General features: G+C 58.9%; 23 protein-coding genes. 8 read left to right on the top strand and 15 right to left on the bottom strand.

Annotated elements, in window-relative coordinates:
• Window positions 1-26 precede the first annotated feature (26 nt).
• Together HY696_00400 and HY696_00395 are read right to left on the bottom strand one after the other, a co-directional pair.
• Window positions 27-383, bottom strand: a complete 357-nt coding sequence (locus HY696_00400; GenBank protein ID MBI4236859.1) for a hypothetical protein — start codon at window positions 381-383, stop codon at window positions 27-29.
• 157 nt (window positions 384-540) lie between these two features.
• On the bottom strand, window positions 541-1,782 hold the full coding sequence (locus tag HY696_00395) for a hypothetical protein (protein ID MBI4236858.1): 1,242 nt from the start codon (window positions 1,780-1,782) through the stop codon (window positions 541-543).
• A 132-nt stretch (window positions 1,783-1,914) separates the two neighbouring features.
• On the opposite strand from HY696_00395, the gene HY696_00390 reads away from it, so the two are divergent.
• The 4 genes from HY696_00390 to HY696_00375 all read left to right on the top strand — a co-directional run bounded on the left by HY696_00390 (window position 1,915) and on the right by HY696_00375 (window position 3,926).
• Window positions 1,915-2,157 (top strand): hypothetical protein, encoded by a 243-nt coding sequence (locus HY696_00390; GenBank protein MBI4236857.1) that lies wholly within the window; start codon window positions 1,915-1,917, stop codon window positions 2,155-2,157.
• Window positions 2,158-2,456: 299 nt separating this feature from the next.
• A complete protein-coding gene (locus HY696_00385) occupies window positions 2,457-2,948 on the top strand; it encodes a hypothetical protein (protein MBI4236856.1) in 492 nt (163 codons plus the stop codon).
• A 35-nt stretch (window positions 2,949-2,983) separates the two neighbouring features.
• A complete protein-coding gene (locus tag HY696_00380) occupies window positions 2,984-3,430 on the top strand; it encodes a ribbon-helix-helix protein, CopG family (GenBank protein MBI4236855.1) in 447 nt (148 codons plus the stop codon).
• Between the two features lie 166 nt (window positions 3,431-3,596).
• On the top strand, window positions 3,597-3,926 hold the full coding sequence (locus HY696_00375; protein MBI4236854.1) for a hypothetical protein: 330 nt from the start codon (window positions 3,597-3,599) through the stop codon (window positions 3,924-3,926).
• Between the two features lie 72 nt (window positions 3,927-3,998).
• Here the strand turns inward: HY696_00375 and HY696_00370 are convergent, their stop codons facing one another.
• From HY696_00370 to HY696_00350, 5 genes are all read right to left on the bottom strand, one after another.
• Window positions 3,999-4,271, bottom strand: coding sequence for a type II toxin-antitoxin system RelE/ParE family toxin (locus HY696_00370; GenBank protein ID MBI4236853.1), 273 nt, complete (start codon window positions 4,269-4,271; stop codon window positions 3,999-4,001).
• On the bottom strand, window positions 4,271-4,495 hold the full coding sequence (locus tag HY696_00365; protein ID MBI4236852.1) for a hypothetical protein: 225 nt from the start codon (window positions 4,493-4,495) through the stop codon (window positions 4,271-4,273). Before HY696_00365 ends, HY696_00370 begins: the two co-directional genes overlap by 1 nt.
• Window positions 4,496-4,786: 291 nt before the next feature.
• Window positions 4,787-5,104, bottom strand: a complete 318-nt coding sequence (locus HY696_00360) for a hypothetical protein (protein ID MBI4236851.1) — start codon at window positions 5,102-5,104, stop codon at window positions 4,787-4,789.
• Between the two features lie 69 nt (window positions 5,105-5,173).
• The gene (locus HY696_00355) at window positions 5,174-5,539 is read right to left on the bottom strand and encodes a VOC family protein (GenBank protein ID MBI4236850.1); all 366 of its coding nucleotides are present in this window, start codon (window positions 5,537-5,539) and stop codon (window positions 5,174-5,176) included.
• Between the two features lie 103 nt (window positions 5,540-5,642).
• Window positions 5,643-6,089 carry a hypothetical protein gene (locus HY696_00350; protein ID MBI4236849.1) on the bottom strand — a complete coding sequence of 149 codons (447 nt, stop codon included), beginning with the start codon at window positions 6,087-6,089 and terminating at the stop codon, window positions 5,643-5,645.
• 196 nt (window positions 6,090-6,285) lie between these two features.
• Between HY696_00350 and HY696_00345 the strand changes: the two genes are divergently transcribed.
• The 4 genes from HY696_00345 (at window position 6,286) to HY696_00330 (ending at window position 9,587) form a co-directional block, all read left to right on the top strand.
• Entirely contained in the window at window positions 6,286-7,323 is a 1,038-nt protein-coding gene (locus HY696_00345) for an integron integrase (GenBank protein ID MBI4236848.1), read from the top strand.
• On the top strand, window positions 7,316-7,939 hold the full coding sequence (gene lexA, locus HY696_00340) for a transcriptional repressor LexA (GenBank protein MBI4236847.1): 624 nt from the start codon (window positions 7,316-7,318) through the stop codon (window positions 7,937-7,939). The genes HY696_00345 and lexA overlap by 8 nt, the downstream gene beginning before the upstream one ends.
• A gap of 297 nt (window positions 7,940-8,236) precedes the next feature.
• On the top strand, window positions 8,237-8,866 hold the full coding sequence (locus HY696_00335) for a hypothetical protein (GenBank protein MBI4236846.1): 630 nt from the start codon (window positions 8,237-8,239) through the stop codon (window positions 8,864-8,866).
• Window positions 8,844-9,587 (top strand): nucleotidyl transferase AbiEii/AbiGii toxin family protein, encoded by a 744-nt coding sequence (locus tag HY696_00330; GenBank protein ID MBI4236845.1) that lies wholly within the window; start codon window positions 8,844-8,846, stop codon window positions 9,585-9,587. The genes HY696_00335 and HY696_00330 overlap by 23 nt, the downstream gene beginning before the upstream one ends.
• A gap of 12 nt (window positions 9,588-9,599) precedes the next feature.
• Here the strand turns inward: HY696_00330 and HY696_00325 are convergent, their stop codons facing one another.
• The 8 genes from HY696_00325 to HY696_00290 all read right to left on the bottom strand — a co-directional run bounded on the left by HY696_00325 (window position 9,600) and on the right by HY696_00290 (window position 16,987).
• Window positions 9,600-10,106 carry a DNA-deoxyinosine glycosylase gene (locus HY696_00325; GenBank protein ID MBI4236844.1) on the bottom strand — a complete coding sequence of 169 codons (507 nt, stop codon included), beginning with the start codon at window positions 10,104-10,106 and terminating at the stop codon, window positions 9,600-9,602.
• Between the two features lie 174 nt (window positions 10,107-10,280).
• Complete coding sequence (locus HY696_00320; GenBank protein MBI4236843.1) at window positions 10,281-10,436, bottom strand: hypothetical protein; 156 nt, start codon at window positions 10,434-10,436, stop codon at window positions 10,281-10,283.
• Window positions 10,433-10,864 carry a hypothetical protein gene (locus tag HY696_00315; GenBank protein MBI4236842.1) on the bottom strand — a complete coding sequence of 144 codons (432 nt, stop codon included), beginning with the start codon at window positions 10,862-10,864 and terminating at the stop codon, window positions 10,433-10,435. The genes HY696_00320 and HY696_00315 overlap by 4 nt, the downstream gene beginning before the upstream one ends.
• Window positions 10,865-10,924: 60 nt before the next feature.
• A complete protein-coding gene (locus tag HY696_00310) occupies window positions 10,925-13,072 on the bottom strand; it encodes a hypothetical protein (GenBank protein ID MBI4236841.1) in 2,148 nt (715 codons plus the stop codon).
• Window positions 13,073-13,081: 9 nt separating this feature from the next.
• Window positions 13,082-15,604 (bottom strand): hypothetical protein, encoded by a 2,523-nt coding sequence (locus tag HY696_00305; GenBank protein MBI4236840.1) that lies wholly within the window; start codon window positions 15,602-15,604, stop codon window positions 13,082-13,084.
• A 57-nt stretch (window positions 15,605-15,661) separates the two neighbouring features.
• Window positions 15,662-15,922: an STAS-like domain-containing protein gene (locus HY696_00300; protein ID MBI4236839.1), complete on the bottom strand. Its 261-nt coding sequence runs from the start codon at window positions 15,920-15,922 to the stop codon at window positions 15,662-15,664.
• Window positions 15,919-16,509: a hypothetical protein gene (locus tag HY696_00295; protein ID MBI4236838.1), complete on the bottom strand. Its 591-nt coding sequence runs from the start codon at window positions 16,507-16,509 to the stop codon at window positions 15,919-15,921. Before HY696_00295 ends, HY696_00300 begins: the two co-directional genes overlap by 4 nt.
• 208 nt (window positions 16,510-16,717) lie before the next feature.
• A complete protein-coding gene (locus HY696_00290) occupies window positions 16,718-16,987 on the bottom strand; it encodes a hypothetical protein (protein ID MBI4236837.1) in 270 nt (89 codons plus the stop codon).
• Window positions 16,988-17,058 lie beyond the last annotated feature (71 nt).

Raw genomic sequence — 17,058 nt, 5'->3', positions numbered from 1 at the left:
CCCACAGGACGCACGGAGCGGCGACGCTACTCCACAATCACGCGCCACGCCGCGAGCTTCTGCGGATAGGGGATTGAGGCATTCGCGGGGCTGGTGGAGGGGAGGCGGGCGTAGCGCACCGCGACAGCGTGCAGATTCGGCAGCACATGTCGTCGATAGCAATCGTCGGCCTTGGTCCCATTGAAAAAGACCCGCGTGATGTTCGGATGGCGGGAGAAAAACGCCGCAAACTCGTTGGTCATGAATACATTAAAATCGAGCATCACCTCTGCGCCCGGCGACAAGATGAACGGGTCGAGGCACAAGTCGCGGTACATCGTCTCTTTGCGAATGACTTTGACATCGCCCAGCGGTTCATTGGTGTATTTGATTATCGGGCTCATAGGGCGTGTGGACAAATAGCGTAAGCGATCAATTGGGAAGCGCATTTTCTTTACGAGGCAAGTACCTGTCATCCTGAGTGGAGCGAAGGATCCGGTTGATACCACTGGATCCTTCGCCTGCGGCTCAGAATGACGACCCTTTGAATGTCCACACGTCCTAAGAACAATTCCGGCTTGCGGTGTCGATTAATGGATCGTTCGTGTCGCACAGGTATCCATCCACTACTTCGGTCAGTTCTGTCGTTCCTCCGGTACAGTTGGTCATGTCGGCGCTGTTGAGTGTTTCTCCGGCACAACGCAAACTCTCAATGGCTGACTGAAAGTTGGCAAGAGAGAGACTGACGGTCGGTCCGGTTGCCTGACAATCCCAGGCCGAATCGATGCTGGGGAGGGTCGCAGTGCGGGAAACGAGTGTTTGGGCGGAGACCGTGCTGGCAAAACCGGCATCCGTTGTCGTGACAAAATCGGCGGCGCCCCAGGAGTCGAGGGCGGTGGAGCCATTGACGTCACTATTGACGTCGGGGAGTCCGGCTGAAAAGAGCGTCGCCCCAATGCCCCCCATGAATTTGGAATAGGCGGAAGCGGTCGTGCGCACCCCCGCGGAATTTTTTTCGGAAAAAACACCGGACAACATGCTGAACGGATTGTCCGAACTGGTTGCATCATTGGTCAATCGTCCTTCAATTCGCAGAAAACACGTACTGTCGTCTTCTGTGAGAGAAGTGCCGCCGGCTCCAGAACAGAGCGAGGCGCTCGTTTCATTGGTCACATGGTTCGTGAAGAGATATTCCTCGACAGACGCGGTCGAGGTGTCCACGGTGACATCCGAGTAAACGTAGGTCCCGGCCCCGCTGCCATTTTCGATTAAAGAGGTTCCAGTGACGAGATAGCCCGAACCGCTTTCTTGAAGAGTGTATCGAATGTTTTCCGTCGGACTATCGTTATAACAAACACTAATAGTGACTAGGCCATTTGATTCGGAAATTTTTGTAGGGAGGGTTGCTCCTGGGAGCTCCAGGTTCAAGAAAACCGTTTCCCCTTCTTCTAGGTCGATCAGGCCGGCCTGAGATGCCGCCGAGTAGAGGCACTTGAGATATTGCAGGGCTGATGTGTAATATTTTGCATTCTTGCGAATCGACCACGCAAGACACCCCCCGACCGAAAGGTCTCCGATCGTACTGGCAGCCTTCTTCGTTTTCAGAGTGGGGGACAAGGAAGGGGCAATGTTCGTCGAGGCAAAGTCGATCGTCAGACTTGGTGCATGACTCAAGATACTATTTTCGGCAACAGCGGTTTCCGAGGTGCCATCACTCCCTGTTGAAGCGGAACCAGTGCAGCCGCTGAGTCCGACCAACGACAACAGCATCATGAAGGGCATCGACACGGCCATGATTTTCATATTCCCCCCTCTCCAGATTAGCGGGAGTTCTAAAGAATAAACACGTCAGGGTCAATTCTATTAAAATGGTCGAACCTTCAAGGAGGGTTGGTTTCGGGTGGAGAGGCCTTATGAAAGAAGGTCGCGAGAGTGGTGAAGCGCAAGGATGGGCAGGAGGAAATCCGCTGGCAGCAGCATGCGGCGCACCGCGAACGACTGAAGCAGCTCAAAGACATTGTGGCCAAGGAAACCGATCCCCGAATACAAATCTGGATCCGGGTGAAGTGGGGTGGCGAGCGAGCGGTGGATGTGGGACGTGAGCTGGGCTACCGGGATGGCACGGGATTTTGCAGGTCATTAAGCGGTTGGAACACCCGCACGCAGATCCACGGTTGAGAGCAACACTGGCGTTGATACGGAACAAAGTGTCAGGTGTTGAGAGTTGACCCCCATGCCCCTCCCAATCCCCCCGGGGCGCTATTGTCCGCAACCTCGGGTGGCGAATCGAGCGCACGGCGTGAGCCAGCGCTGCAGAGAAAACTATTCTCTGATCGATAGGTTGATACTCCAAACGGATCTGTTCGCACGCGCACCACGCCACCCATCATGCGATACATGATACAAAGTTATCACTATGATATTATTATTATTGTTTAATGTATTGACATTGTCGTTATGGAACTCTTATTCTTTCAATGATGATTTCAGAGCCACTCAGATCGACCTTTGGTGCCCTGGATGAATGGATCGAAGGACAGATCGCAGAGGCGCACCGCGAAGGATATATTGCGCCAAAGACACCGGTGCGGCTTCGCATCGTCGGACAACTGGCGTTACTACTCAGCGCTCTTGATCTTCCCGTCGCAGGGACGACGGACCTCGATGCCATCGGCACACTTGAGTACCCCGTCCAACAACAGCTGCAGTGTTTGTTGCGACCGCTCGGGCTGCAACTCGAGCCCGACCAACATCTGATCTGGATGCCACCGGATACGATCTATCGAAAATGGTATGATGGGCTGCACGTCCACGTGCGTGTGGCGGCGCCGCGATACGTGATCGCCTCCAAATGTCGCTTTCATCGGGAGCGCGACCGGCGGCTGGTGCTCGAGTTTTTTTCCCGCTATCCGGATGACCGTTTCCAAATCGAACGCATGGGCATTGATCTGCGGTGGCTCGCGCCATGACCCTCCCCACCGTACAACGTGTGATCGAGCGGCTCATGTATGAGCGCCTTCTCGTGCATAATCAATTCACCCCGCATCGGTGGCGCATCACCTTGGAGGAGATCCTGACCGCCGGCGAGTCCGAGCCCCGCGTCCTCGAACTCTTACCCGGATTGTTACGGCATCGCCCGACCGTCATCTGCCGGTGGCGGCGCGATGTCGCACAGCACCGTTCGCTGCAACAAGTATTGGATGGTCTCGATACATGGCCGCCGGAGCGCCAATGGCGTCGATTACCGGTGCACGATCTCCGCCGTGCGGCCGCCCGCGTCGCCGCGCGATACCAACAGCGACGACGTACCCAACATTGGCGCACTCTCAACATCCGCGTGACCGAGGACGATCTCGCACGGCTGGCGCGCATTGCAGCGCGTGAACGGCTGTCGAAATCGGAGACGCTTCGCCGGTTGCTGCGTCAGACCGATCCGCACCATCCCAGATGAGCACCGGCGAGATGGACCTCGGACACCGACGCAACTTTTTTGCCGCGCTGCTGATGCTCAGCCGACAGGGCCATTGAGAATGGGGTCAACTCTCAACACTTGACACTTCGCCACATCTCCTCTGCACAGCAGAAGGAGCGCGGCGCAAAGGAAATACCGTTTGGAGATGCAGCACCTCATGGAAGAAGGTCGCGAGAGTGGTGAAGCACAAGGATGGGCAGGAGGAAATCCGCTGGCAGAGCAGCATGCGGCGCACCGCGAACGACTGAAGCAGCTCAAAGACATTGTGGCCAAGGAAACCGATCCCCGAATACAAATCTGGATCCGGGTGAAGTGGGGTGGCGAGCGAGCGATGGATGTGGGACGTGAGCTGGGCTACCGGGATGGCAGCGGGGTTTTGCAGGTCATTAAGCGGTTGGAACACCCGCACGCAGATCCACGGTTGAGAGCAACACTGGCGTGGATACGGAACGAAGTGTCAGGTGTTGAGAGTTGACCCCCATGCCGGCCATGCCGGTGCCCAGATGTATCTGGTTCCGCTGCAACGTCTTGTTAGGCGATTAGCAGCCTATAGGCCGCGATATACCTCTCGACGGTGACCGATCTTAATGACCAAAATAACCAACCGATCATTACGGACTTCATAAATGATCCGGTAATCGCCCAGACGAATTCGGTAGAGAGCATCCGCGCCCTTGAGTTTTTTTATTTTAAGCAATTCAGAATAGGGGTTTTGGGACAACAGATTCAAGGCTTCAATCGTCTTCGCCTGCGTTTTTGTGGGCAGCCTATCGAATTCTTTTCTGGCGCTTTTGACGAATTCGACCTTGTACGCAGCCATTATCGCTTCCTTTTGCCGCGCTTCGCCAAGATCTGCTCTAGGGGAATCGTTTCCTCATCTCGCCTGGCTCGATAAGCTTCCAGGTCGATTTCATCCTCTAACTGTTCGAGCAAGGCCTGCTCGATCAGGTAACGGAGCTTAATGCCACGTTTTTTGCAGAAGCTGATAACGGCTTCCTTAACTTGGGTGTCAATTATAGTGGATAAAGTCGATGTTTCACTCATATTCGTGAATTATAATGAAAAAAAATGAAAAAACAATAATAAACCTGTTCCTGAAAAATTTCGGCTAACGTGGAGCTAAGGGACTGCGCGCTTTAGCGCAATCTTGACCAGCCCCGGCATTGTTTCATTCGTCAGGATGTAAACAATATTCGGCATTACTGATAACCTTTCAGAAACGGCTAACGTAATTTAGGCGGCACGGTGCTCTTCGAACGTGACACTTCTGCGATCCCGAGGTCGAAGCGGCTGGACGAACCAGAACGAACAAGATGGTGGGTGCTCTGACAGGCGCTACGTCTCGGAGGACGGGTTGTCGAGGAGCACGGCAAGGTGCTGTTGCTCAGCGACCGAGTAACGCACCACACCGACCGGGACGCGCTGGCCGATTGAAGCGCGCAGGGTGGACGCCTGGTCGGGCGTGAAACCGCCGCAGAGTTCGATCAGCTGGACGCCCTGCTGCAGCAGTTCGTTGGCGACGGGCAGCGCCTGCTCGAAAGAAGACACGCAGACGACAATCGTCGTGAACTCTGGTGAGGTTAGAGAAACGCGGTGGACTGCTGGATTGTAGCCAGGTCCCTTGATGATCATGGCGAAACGGGTGAGAGCCATGCTGTGCCGCCTAACGTTCCGGTTCACGCGCCGGCGAAGCCGGTCGCGTGGAACCGGTTGTTGGGCCGATTACTCTGGGTTGTGGCACACGACTTCAATATTGTGGCCATCGAGATCGATAACGAAGGCGCCGTAGTAGTTGGGATGATAGATTTCTCGGATTCCCGGTGGCCCATTGTCTTTTCCTCCAGCTTTTAATGCGGCATCATAAAAAGCGCGAACCTTTTCTCGATTTTCACTCCGGAACGCGACATGAATGCGTGGGGTGGTTTGCTTTCCACCCTGTATCCAGAGGTCGGGCTTGCCACCGACACCGAAGCCAGCCCAGCCTTGAACTTCCATAATGAGTTCGTAGCCGAGCGGAGCCAGAGCTGCCTTATAAAAGGCTTTACTCTTTTCGTAGTTCTGAACATCAATCCCTATGTGGTCGAGCATTTTTCGGTTCTCTTAGTTTGAAACGGCCCAACGCCGCGGTCACCGGCCGGGGGCGAGCAACGCGAGCCGCCGGTCCGGTGCACTGCGAAGTTAGAGGTCGATTCTATTGTTGGCCGACCCTTTTCATCGTGGTCGTATTGATGCGCCCCTGGCTCTCGCGTTCTCCGGCGATGCTGGTCCGATCCCTACTCATAGTGAAGACGAAATAGGGACGACCGGATCCGCCAAACTCGATCTTTCCGCCGGGAAGAACTTTCGCGCTATGTCGTGAGTAGCCTGCCTGAAAGTAGCCATTCGGATCACGCGCCCAAATGTAGACGACCCGAGCGGCGGTTGCGTCAATTCGTTCGACGATCAGTCGGCTGGGGAGCACCCCGTCCCAGATACCTTCCCAGCTTCCGGAGAATGCAGCGAGTTCGGGGGCGAGGTCGGACGGTGGGGGCGCGATGGCGATGTCGGGCGGCGCAGGAAGGGCCGTACCGAATCCTCCAGCCGCGCAACCGGTGAGTAGAGCTGTGGCGAGTGCGAGTACCGAAAGCCGATGTCCCATGCAGCCCTCCTTCGTTGAGTTCGCCTCCAGCGGGGACGATCCCACGCGGCTTTGCTCAGCCAAGCCAGGTACGTACCTCTAACGTAATTTAGATGTCACGCGCTGATAGATAACCTGGCTCCGTGACATATAACTTGGCGGCACGATGTCGCAGGAAGATGCTTGCCATAAAGCTGCCCTCCTGTATACTGTATTTATGTACAGTGCTAACCGCGCCCCCAAACCCTGCAAGACCCCTTTGACGTCAAAACGGCTCTTGGATCAGCTACGGGAGCGGATTCGGTATCTGCATTACAGTCTGCGCACCGAGCAGGCGTATGTGTACTGGGTGCGGTTTTTCATCCGGTGGCATGGGGTGCGGCATCCGCGAACGATGGGCGCCTTGGAGGTGGAGCAATTTCTGACGCACCTCACCACAGAACGGCGGATATCCGCCTCCACGCACAAGCAGGCGCTGTCCGCGCTGTTATTCCTCTACAAGGACGTGCTCGACCAGGATCTACCGTGGATGCAAACACTGGCACGCCCCACCACACGGCAGCGCATTCCCACGGTACTCACCGTTACGGAAACTCAGCGATTGTTAGGCTGCATGAGCGGCGTCACCGGACTGCTCGCGCACTTGTTGTATGGTACGGGGCTCCGGTTGATGGAGGGGTTGCGCCTGCGTGTGAAGGATATTTGTTTCGAGCGGAATGTCATTATGGTCCGTGACGGCAAAGGCACCAAGGATCGCGTGGTCATGCTGCCCCACGCCATCATTCCCGCTCTGCGGACACAATGGCAACAGGCCCGAGCGCTCTGGGCGGCAGATCGCGCAGCTCAACATCCTGGGGTGGAGCTCCCCGGGGCGTTATTGGCAAAATATCCCAAGGCCGGTGAAACCTGGGCATGGCACTGGGTATTCCCCGCATCTTCGTTATCTATCGACCCTCGCTCCGGGGTCAAACGGCGCCACCACCTTTACGAGCAACGCATGCAGCGTGCACTGAAACACGCGGCACAGCAGGCCGATCTGACCAAGCCGGTATCGGTACACACCTTACGGCACTCGTTTGCCACGCATTTGCTCCAGAGCGGCACGGACATCCGCACCGTTCAGGAACTGCTCGGTCACAGCGACGTCAGCACCACCATGATCTACACGCATGTGCTGAAGGTGGCCGCCGGTGGCACCACCAGCCCGCTGGATGCCTGGATGAGCGCCCATTCGGAAGGCGGGCGGGATGGATAAGCCACTCACGCGACGGCAGAGCGACATCCTCACTCTGATTCGGCGGCACATCGAAACAGCCGGCGTGCCGCCCACGCGCGCGGAGATCTGCGCCGCCTTCGGCTTCCAATCGCCCAACGCGGCGGAGGCGCATCTGCGCGCCCTCGAACGTAAGGGGGCCATCACGATGCGACCCGGCATCTCGCGCGGCCTCCGGCTGGTGGCGCAGGGCGCGCGGGCGGCGGAATTCTCACTGCCGGTCGTCGGACGAGTCGCAGCGGGCACCCCTATACTGGGGATCGAGCAGATCGAGGCGCATCACCGCGTCGATCCGCGCTTGTTTACGCCGCGCGCCGATTTTCTCTTGCGCGTGTGCGGGCACAGCATGCGCGACGCGGGGATTCTCGACGGCGATCTGCTCGCGGTGCATCGTACCCGGAGCGCGACGAACGGCGCTGTCGTGGTGGCGCGCGTGAACGACACGGAAGTCACGGTTAAACGGTTCCAGCGCCGCAGTGCGTACTTGGTGCGGCTGTTGCCGGACAATGCCGACTATGATCCCATCACACTGGATCTGCGGCGCGACCGACTGACGATTGAGGGCGTGGGCGTCGGCGTGCTGCGACGGCGGCTGTAGCGCCACCCTGCGAGCGAGGTGTATGCACTGGAACGACGATCCCCCAATCACCCCGCTGCGTACTGTCTTTATGTGGTGACGGGAGATCTCGAAGCTTGCCTTCCCAACAGTAACCCGTGTTGTCGTGGGGTCAACGCTTGATATTTGACATGCCTCGGCCGTGCGCGCAGATGTCAAATATCAAGCGTTGACCCCAGATTCAGTGGAGTCACTCTGGAGCACAGATGACGGGTCGGCGCAGAGGCGCAAAAATTCATATTGCCAGATAAAGTACATTACTATACCTTATCTGTTGATATGAAATTAGCTGCTCAGCTCCAATCGCTGCTGACCACCCACCAGACCGCGCATCGTGGCGTATTTTCGACCGATGAATTGCGCGCATTGCTCGGGACCGTCCATGAAAAAAGTCTGCAACGCGCGATTCAGGATCTCCAACATACGGGAACACTGACACGGTTTTGTCGCGGACTGTACGTGACGGCGGCGTTCGATCTGGAAATGGTCAGTCAACGCCTGGCCCCCAACTCCTATATCAGTTGCGGCTCGGCCCTGGCGCGTGCGTTGCTGATTGGGTCGATCCCTCAGAAAACCGTGTATGCGGTCAAGCAAGGCGTCAGCCGCATGTATCGTTCAGCGGTCGGTTCCGTGATTCACTTCGGTTTCGGCGCGCCCACGCGCGATCTCTTCTTCGGCTATTGTGCTACTGCCAATGGGATTTGTTATGCCGATAGCGAAAAGGCCTGGCTCGATACGCTCTACTTCTATCAATCCGGATATTGCTTTTCGTTCGATATCTACAGCGATGTCGATATGTCTCGACTCAACGGCGCACGGATTCGCCGCTATCTGCGTCGCTACAAAAATCCGAGGTTTGTGCAATTCGTGAAAGGAGTCCTGGCGCATGCCGTCGATCGCGTCGAATGAAGGGCTAATGCTGTGGATCATGACGGCCTTGGCGAACACGCTGGGCTCCCATGCCATCTTGAAGGGGGGCATGGTGCTGCGGTTGCTCGACTGCCCGCGCCACACGAATGATTTGGATTATGTCTTTGTGCCCTATGATTCGAAAAAAAAGATCGTCCCGCTGATGGAGCGTGTGCTGCAATCGCTTGATGGCGTGCGGTGGACGCATCAAATGCATTCGACCAGCGTCCGCTTTCTGATCTCGTATCAGAAATTTTCCACACAGATTGAAGCCAATGTAGCCAGCGCTTGCCTGACCGAACCCTTGAGCACGAGCGCACTTGCCCGCGCCGCCCAACAAACGCCACGTATCATTCGCGTGATGCGACTCGATCAGGCGTTGGCGCACAAGATCGGCGCTTGGAACGAGCGCGGCTTGCTGCGCGATCTCTATGACATCTATTTTCTGCACACGATCGTCGGGAAGCTCCCCGATCTGCCGACCCTGAAAGGGCGCTTAGCCTGCGTCCAGTACGCCAAGAAGATCCCCAAAACCGGGCAATCGAAAACCATGAGCCTGACAGCGCTCTGTGACAAGCTCCGCGCCGCTGCTGCCGACCTGGATGCGCGCGCGATCGCCCAACAACTCGGCGATTATTTGGCGCCCAGTGAATATGCCGGCCTGGAACACAAAATCAAAATCAGCATTGCGCATTTGGTCGATGCGTTGATGGCAGCGTGATGCGGCTGATGTTCATTCCACAATCACGCGCCACGCCGCGAGCTTTTGCGAATACGGAATCGACGCGTTCGCTGGACTGGTCGAGGGCAAGCGGGCGTAGCGCACCGCGACAGCGTGCAGATTCGGCAGCACATGCCGCCGATAGCACTCGTCGGCCTTCGTCCCATTGAAAAAGACCCGCGTGATATTCTGATGACACGCGAAGAACGCGGCGAACTCGTTAGCGACGAGTGTGCCGTTGTCGATATCGGAGTCCAAACTCGTCGGGCGTGCGCACGACGCGAGCACATCCCACAATGCGAGGCCGGCCGCGCGCAATACGTGCGCCCGTTCGGCGTAGGGCAGGGCGGGCGCGGCGCCGACGAGTTCTCCCAAGATCGGCCAAAACGCATTCCGCGGATGCGCGTAATACTGTCCCGCCCGCAACGACTCCTTCCCCGGCATACTGCCGAGGATCAGCGTGGTCGCATACGCATCGGCAATCGGGGCAAAGCAGCAGACATGCGGCAGAGATTTCATAACTCGCCCCCCTCCTCCCGCAATCAATCCTAAATATTTGATGCCCTGGGTTTTCGTCGTGCGGCGTTTTCGGCGCGGACTGCGGCCTTGATTTACTCTTTTTGATCGTCATTTCTTTTATTTAAAAATGGATGAGGGGAATAGAATAACGAATCTGACGAGGGATCTTTCATTTTATTTTCTACAGATTGAAGCCATCAGTCGCGCCAGGGACAACAACGACAGATGCGCGCAGGCCACAGAAAAGACCGCAGCGGAGACAGCGAGCTGCAAGCAGTAGGGGGCGGAGAAGAGCGCCCGTTTGACCGGGAAGCCTTCTGCAGTGCTCATGGAATCGCCTCGAGATGTTTGCGGCCTTCCAGGATCAGCGGCAACACGTCATTGGGACCGACAAACTCATACACCGTGCCACCTTTTCGTAATAGGCTGTCGGCGGTCTTCATGGTTTTCAGCGTCGTCAGCAGTTTCTCAGCGTTTCCAGTATCGGCGGCGACAATGACGTTCAGCTGCACGCGCCGGCCGTTCACTTCATAGATGGTATTGCGCACACTACGGAGGGCGGCATGTAGTTGCAGGCCGATGGTTTTGACTTCCGCCGCCGGCGCCGGATGGTCGGAGATCACTTTCCAATGGGTCGGCATTTGCGGCGTCGGTGCGCTGCCGCCACCAAACGCGCCGCCGCCGTAGCACAAGCCTACGCCGATCAACAGGGCCGTCACCAATACCGCCGTGCGCTTTATGCCAATGGTTCGCATCATCGCTGACCTCCCATTGCTGCGCCCTATCACCGGGTGACGACCTGCCGCAAGCGACTTTCACTATCGCGGCATACGGGCATGATCCGTCAGCCGATAGCGGCGTTGCAAAGCGGTGGCGATTCCGGTGAAACGGGGATCGGTGGCGAGGCGAGTGACGAGTTGTTGGAGGGCGGCGTGGAACTGCGGCCATTCTGCGAAACGGCGCGCGCGGGCGGGGAAATCGTATGGCAGTGCGCGGTCGAGCGCCAAGAGTTGTGTAATGGCGGCGTCGCGCGGATCGGGGGCAGAGGGGCGGGTCGGGGAGGCCGGACGACCCGGCCGGGCGGATGCAGGACGCGTGCGTGGGACGCGATTCGCGGCTTCGACATGTTGGAGCAACCGATGGAGCAATTGCGGCGCGGCGTGTTGCAACATGAAGCGGCGATCTTTGGCAGCGCTCTCGGGCCGGAGGATGATGTCGATCGCGATCTCTTCACGGATCGGGTCGAGATCGACGTGATACCGTTGTTCGAAGCGATGCAACAGCGCATAGGCGGCTTGTGAACGGCCGAGTCGATGGGTCAGTCGCGCGTGGAGACGCACGAGCTCATCATCATTTTCGTAATAGCGATGTAACCGAGTCGTCGTTTCAAGAAGCTGTTGTTGCTGTGTCGTCGAGAGTGCGGCGTCGCCAATTAATCGCTCCAGCACATAGCGCATGATCCGATCCGTGGCGTGCTCCAGCAGTCGCGCGCAAAAGTGATCGAGGTCGGTCAGCGCCGCGCGCGGGTCGTGGCGCCATTGGGCTCGTTCTGCGAGGAACGTCGCCTCGTGCGGCGTGTCCATCAAACGACTCAAGGCCGTCTCGTTGAGATCGAGGATCGGGCGCAGCAATGGATCGCGCACGGCCGCCATGACACCGCCCATCAGCGTAAAGCCGACCGGGTCCCAGATTTGAAAATCGTGATACAGCCCGGCGTAGCCGATCGCGCGGCCGGCGATGAGGCTGTGTAGATTCTGCCGCAACGTCCATCCGGTGGTCCCCAACGCGATGATCGCAAAGGCCTCGGCAAACCATTCGTGCGCCGCGGTGGCCATGTAGTGGGTGGGAAAGCGATGTTGCAGCCCCGACTCGGTCTGTTGCTCCAGATGGGTCCAATGATGCTCGATCGTCGCGCCGATCGATTCGGCGTCGACGGCGTGGAATTGGTCCAGCAGCGCCGTATAGACGCGATGCCCGATCTCGTGTGTCAGGATATACGCGAGTGTCTGCGGATCGGCGTCGATGTTGAGCTGGATACGATCTGTGGCGTATGAGGCGCCGCTGGTGCGGCGTGGCGGTTGCGGAAATTCGGTCGTCGTGCGCATCAACGCGTCCCACGAATAGAGCTCGATTGAAACGTGATAGTCGCGCAGCACGGTCGGTATGCCGGGATATTGCGCGAAGAGATGATCCAGCGTCGACTGCAACACGGCGCGCGTCTCGTCAGACGGCTCGGCACCCCAAAAGTAGGGATAATCGCCGATCGCCACGCGATGCGTGGAGCGCTGTTGTTGGACGAGCGCCTCGACATGATCGTTGTTGCGACGGCCGGCGGCGTAATAGCGGCGATAGAAATCGCGCCAGGTGTGTGTGTGGCGAAACCAACGTCCGATCGTGCTGAGCACTTGTGTCGCCGCCTCTCGCGTTGGACCCTCGGGCACCGTATGTCGATAGTCTTCCAGCACCAGAAAGAGTTCGAAGAGACTGCAGGGCCGGAGTTGCGCATCGAGTTGTTCGGGCGAAGTTTCTTCGCCGCGATAGTGCCAGGTCACGGGTCGTCCGTTTTTTTCGAGCGTCAGCGTGAACGAGCCGTCCGTGTGGGCTGCGAGTGCTTTCAGCTGCGCTCGGATATCCGGCAATCCATCACGCTGCAGTGCAGTCATCGTCGCGGTATCGGTCCGCGGCGCGAGGCGCTGCGCGGCCAAGCTGGATTGATAGCGTGTCCAATTGAACGCCGACTCCTCGAGCAGGATCGTGAACCGTTGTCGATCGGTCGCGTCGACCAAGCGGCGGCCGCGGTTTTCGAGGAGTGGACGCACGAGTTCCACTTCCACTTCTTCGACGACGCCATCCGCAAACAGTGCTTGTTCGAGTTGTCGATATTGTTCCGCGGTGATCCGCTGCGCCGGATCCTGCAGTAGCGTATTCAATCGCCCAATCAACGGTCCTCGGATCGTGTCGTTCATGGAGCGTCCTTATCGGGGATCGACGGACGGCGTTGCGTCGCAGGGCAGGGCAAACAGCGCAAGGTCGAGCGGCGTGTCGGGTCGAAAAAATTGGCCGCTGGCGATGAGGGCGTCCTGCGCAGCACGGCATTCGGATGGCTTCAGGTGTTGGAGCAGCAACGAGTACGTCGCCAGTGCCCGATCGTGCAGCTCCGGATCTTCCAGAGAGGTCAGCACGGCTGGCATCGCGCGCTGTCGCGTGGCCACGCTTTGATCGGTGCCGGCGAGGGTGATGGCCGTATGGACGGCATCCAGGGCGAGGCCCGAGCCGGCGTCGTCGAACAGCGGTTCGAGGGCGCGGGCGACGCGGGTGCGCATCTCTTCGGCGGTGGTGGGCGTTTCGCCGAGCGCAAGTCCCAACTGTTCGGTCAGCGATGTCGTGGTCAGTGGACTCGTGTCGACCGTTTCGGCGGTGAAGACATCGGCGATGACGAGTGCGGCGGGAATCGCGTAGCCGAGGGCGCCGGGCGTTGCGGCCACGAGACGCTCGTATTGGCGGAGCTGATCCTCCCAGGACATCGCGCGCATCAGGTCTACGTAGACTGCCTCGGCTTGCTCCGGGACCACGAGGCATTGTTGGTAGGCCGTGATCCACGCGTCGGCGATCGCGTTGCGTTGCCCCGCGTCGCTGGAGGTGGTGACGTGGCGGAACAGCCACTGCAAATGCGTCGTGCCGGGGATCGGCGGATGGTGAAAGATTTCCAACGCCCGGGTTCGGAGCAATGCGCTGGAGCGTGGGTCCGCGAGTTGATACCAGGCTACGTTACTCAACGTCGCAATGGCGGCGGCAAAGACGTCCTGGTCGCTGGGCGAGGTTTCGATCGCGGTCAGCGCGATCCGTTCGAGGCGCTGCGCGGTCTGTGGGCCGACTTCAACTGCGACGGCCGGCAACGTGTGCAGCAAGTCGCGGCGCAGTTTGCCGGTGGCGTGGCGGAGGAGTCGTAAATAGATCGTTGCGGTGTATTCCGCGCACGGGGGAACTTCCGGGGCGTTCGAGATGTTGATGGATTGCAGTGTCGCGGCCACGATCTCCGGCAGTGCATCGGTCGTGTCGAGGAGGGGAGCCGCGGAGGACTGACGTGCGCCGGCGATGACCCGTTGACCCGCGCGGAGCAGCTCGCCCGACAGGTCGCGCAACAGTCGCTGTTGGCGGGCGGGCGGTAGCATCGCGACCAGTCCGCCGTCGGTTCCACCCCAGAGGGACAAGAGGCGCTGCCGCTGTTTTTCATCGGTGGCGGTGGAGATGGTGGTGCGGAATGCGGCCAATTCGCGTTGTGACAGCGACATCCCGCAATGGGGATTGCGCCACATCGTGAGATAGGCCTGAATGTCTTCTTCTAAGATCCATGGGTCCGTGCGAATCAACGTGCCGAGTTGCTGCACGTCTTCGTCGAAGCGCGCATGAAACGTCGTGTGTGCGGCCTTGCGTTGCCGGGGAGGGAGCGCCGCAATCAAGTCGGAGTACGTGCCGTAGACGTCTGCGACTTCGGTCCACTCGGCCTCCGTGTTGTCGAGTCGGGCTCGCAGCCGGCGAATCCGGGTCTCGACCGGCACCGAAAAGGCGGCCAACTCAGTGAAGAGCTCATCGCGGTTGGCATTGGGCACTACATACCGTTGGCCCTGCCCGGTGACGAGCATCACGGTGGGATAGCCGGTCACATCGAATGCGCGAGCGAGGTCCTCGTTTTCGGTGCGGAGAAACAACACCTGTCCGTCCCCTTCAGCGGCCAGTGCATCGAAATGCGGGGCATACCGTTTACAGGGCTCGCACCATGTGGCCGAAAAGGTGATGAATGCGTACTGCCCCGGGCGCAAGCGCCGCAACTGCGCGTCGAGCGCGGTGCCATCGGCGATGGCTTGGACCGTCGCCGGGAACGGCGGCGTGTCACTGGAACGGTAGCCGAGCGTGGGAATGCGTTGCGGCGTCGAGGTGCGTTCGTGTCCGCTGGCGACGGCGAACGCATAGCGGTCATCCCAACTGACGCCGTCATGGCCGGGATCGGGGACCTGATCGCTCCAGAATTTCGGCGCGAACAAGCCGCAACACACGGTCTCGCCGGTGCCGCCGGCGGTGATGAACAGTGTCTTCGGATCGTCGGTGAAGCGACTTTGTTCATTGCCGGCGAAACATTGATCCATCACCACGACGCGGGAGCCATAGGCCTTGCCGTCGAACAGTGCTAGCAAGTCGGTAGTGCGACAATCGTGGCCCAGGCAGAGGGTGCCGCGCTTGCCCTGCTGGTCACCATGTCCGGTGGTGTAGAGGACGACGTCGTCGTTCGCATCGGTCGCGACGTCGGCGAGCAAGGCCTGGATCGCCGTGTGCGTCGCGGGGACGTAGCGGTCGGGTGCGGTACTCGGGGCCTCCGGGCTGGCGACATAGACCGTATAGCCCATGCGTTTCAGCTCTCGCACGCTCCGGTCCACGTTTTCTAGATGCCGCGCTTCGGTATCTCCATTGATCACAAACGCGATTTTGCGGACGGTGTCCATAGATCTACTATCGACGGATGCGCAGAAAAGGTTGCGGAAAAAATGAGATCGCGTTCGTTACTGCATGACCGCGAGGGATTCAATGACGGTCGGGTTGTTCGACGGGAGACAATGAACCCGATTGCCGAACTGGCGTCGCAATCCCTGGAGAAATTCGTCGAGCCAGGAGGGTGCCACAACCTGGACCCCTGTGAAATCGAGTTCGATCGGTTCGTCCGGCGTTGCCGGTTGGAAATACGCTTGGACGACGAGTGCCGCCTCTCGCCCCGCCGGACGAGAGATTAGCAAATCGCCGAACTTGACCAGTGTGATCTTCATCGTGTCCCCCATGCGATCATCGTCAAGGTGCCGGTGTGCGCTGTGGATTGATCCGTCGATTGCAGTGCTGCCTGAAGGACGGACGTTTGTTCTCCGAAGCTCAGCAGGCCGTCGCCACTCATACAGCTCAATCCGCGCTGCGCGTGGCCGCTGATGATGCGTCGGACGAATTTCAATCCGTTCCCTCGCTGTTCCGGGGCGCGTCCCGAGATTTGTCGTTCGAATGCGGCTTCTAGGGCCGCTTGATGAGTGTTGAGCGTGGGATCGACTCGATGCAGCGACGCCAAGATCCCTTGTCCGCGGTCCGCGAGGACGATCCACTCGATATCCGCATCGTGCGTGTGGGCGAACCAGCAGCCTGGTTGATCTCTCCATTGCCCCAAGTTGTGGTCGAACGCATTGTTCCCAATTTCTCCGATGGTCGCGATCAGCAGTGCCGCTGCTTCAATTTGCTGCGCGTGCTGCAGCGATCGGTAATAACTGTCGAGCCGCGCCTGAAAGACATCCCGCGTTGGACAGCAATCGACCTCAGCGGTGCTGGTGGGCGAGAGGTACCAATCAAGACCTTGCTGAATCACGTCATGCACAAAGCTACCCTATCAGCCCTCGTGCGAAAAAACTAGTGGCTAGCCGTTGCTGCCGTGCGGTGTGGGGGCGGGTTGTGCGCGGACGGATGGGGAATGATCCTCCTTGCCGCGCCGCGCCGATACGTAAATTATTACCGCCTCAGCGCGCACTGCAGAAACGCCAGCATTGCGTGACGAGCTGCGACAGTCGATTCGGGGACACCGCACGTCATTTCTTGATTGCGAACGGCGTTGCCGCCAGGATCTGCCCCAGCGGGGAAGTCTCCGCTACCTTTTCAAATCGCTGCCGAAATGTTGCTTGGCTAGGGCATGCCGCCGGCTCAAGGCCCTCACAGTAGGCCGTCCACACGGCATCCGCAAAGGCCCGCCGACTTCGCGCCGTTGTGAGCGACGCGGCCACCGTCCGCGCCGTCGCGAGGAAGCGGGCCTCATCGGTCGCGACGTGAGCGCGTCGCTCGACAAGCGGCGTAGCCGCCATGATATGCCCCAGCGGGGAAGTCTCCGCTAGCTTTTCAAATCGCTGCCGAAATGTTGCTTGGCTAGGGCATG

It is taken from the genome of Deltaproteobacteria bacterium, assembly GCA_016210045.1.
Classification (GTDB): domain Bacteria; phylum UBA10199; class UBA10199.
This window is presented reverse-complemented; position numbering and strand designations above follow the sequence as displayed.

Bases quoted from the DNA above. Each gene is read 5' to 3' on its own strand.
- HY696_00400 (MBI4236859.1), bottom strand. From the start codon at position 383: ATGAGCCCGATAATCAAATACACCAATGAACCGCTGGGCGATGTCAAA.
- HY696_00395 (MBI4236858.1), bottom strand. From the start codon at position 1,782: ATGAAAATCATGGCCGTGTCGATGCCCTTCATGATGCTGTTGTCGTTG.
- HY696_00385 (MBI4236856.1), top strand. From the start codon at position 2,457: ATGATGATTTCAGAGCCACTCAGATCGACCTTTGGTGCCCTGGATGAA.
- HY696_00380 (MBI4236855.1), top strand. From the start codon at position 2,984: ATGTATGAGCGCCTTCTCGTGCATAATCAATTCACCCCGCATCGGTGG.
- HY696_00375 (MBI4236854.1), top strand. From the start codon at position 3,597: ATGCAGCACCTCATGGAAGAAGGTCGCGAGAGTGGTGAAGCACAAGGA.
- HY696_00370 (MBI4236853.1), bottom strand. From the start codon at position 4,271: ATGGCTGCGTACAAGGTCGAATTCGTCAAAAGCGCCAGAAAAGAATTC.
- HY696_00365 (MBI4236852.1), bottom strand. From the start codon at position 4,495: ATGAGTGAAACATCGACTTTATCCACTATAATTGACACCCAAGTTAAG.
- HY696_00360 (MBI4236851.1), bottom strand. From the start codon at position 5,104: ATGGCTCTCACCCGTTTCGCCATGATCATCAAGGGACCTGGCTACAAT.
- HY696_00355 (MBI4236850.1), bottom strand. From the start codon at position 5,539: ATGCTCGACCACATAGGGATTGATGTTCAGAACTACGAAAAGAGTAAA.
- HY696_00350 (MBI4236849.1), bottom strand. From the start codon at position 6,089: ATGGGACATCGGCTTTCGGTACTCGCACTCGCCACAGCTCTACTCACC.
- HY696_00345 (MBI4236848.1), top strand. From the start codon at position 6,286: ATGTACAGTGCTAACCGCGCCCCCAAACCCTGCAAGACCCCTTTGACG.
- lexA (MBI4236847.1), top strand. From the start codon at position 7,316: ATGGATAAGCCACTCACGCGACGGCAGAGCGACATCCTCACTCTGATT.
- HY696_00335 (MBI4236846.1), top strand. From the start codon at position 8,237: ATGAAATTAGCTGCTCAGCTCCAATCGCTGCTGACCACCCACCAGACC.
- HY696_00330 (MBI4236845.1), top strand. From the start codon at position 8,844: ATGCCGTCGATCGCGTCGAATGAAGGGCTAATGCTGTGGATCATGACG.
- HY696_00325 (MBI4236844.1), bottom strand. From the start codon at position 10,106: ATGAAATCTCTGCCGCATGTCTGCTGCTTTGCCCCGATTGCCGATGCG.
- HY696_00320 (MBI4236843.1), bottom strand. From the start codon at position 10,436: ATGAGCACTGCAGAAGGCTTCCCGGTCAAACGGGCGCTCTTCTCCGCC.
- HY696_00315 (MBI4236842.1), bottom strand. From the start codon at position 10,864: ATGATGCGAACCATTGGCATAAAGCGCACGGCGGTATTGGTGACGGCC.
- HY696_00310 (MBI4236841.1), bottom strand. From the start codon at position 13,072: ATGAACGACACGATCCGAGGACCGTTGATTGGGCGATTGAATACGCTA.
- HY696_00305 (MBI4236840.1), bottom strand. From the start codon at position 15,604: ATGGACACCGTCCGCAAAATCGCGTTTGTGATCAATGGAGATACCGAA.
- HY696_00300 (MBI4236839.1), bottom strand. From the start codon at position 15,922: ATGAAGATCACACTGGTCAAGTTCGGCGATTTGCTAATCTCTCGTCCG.
- HY696_00290 (MBI4236837.1), bottom strand. From the start codon at position 16,987: ATGGCGGCTACGCCGCTTGTCGAGCGACGCGCTCACGTCGCGACCGAT.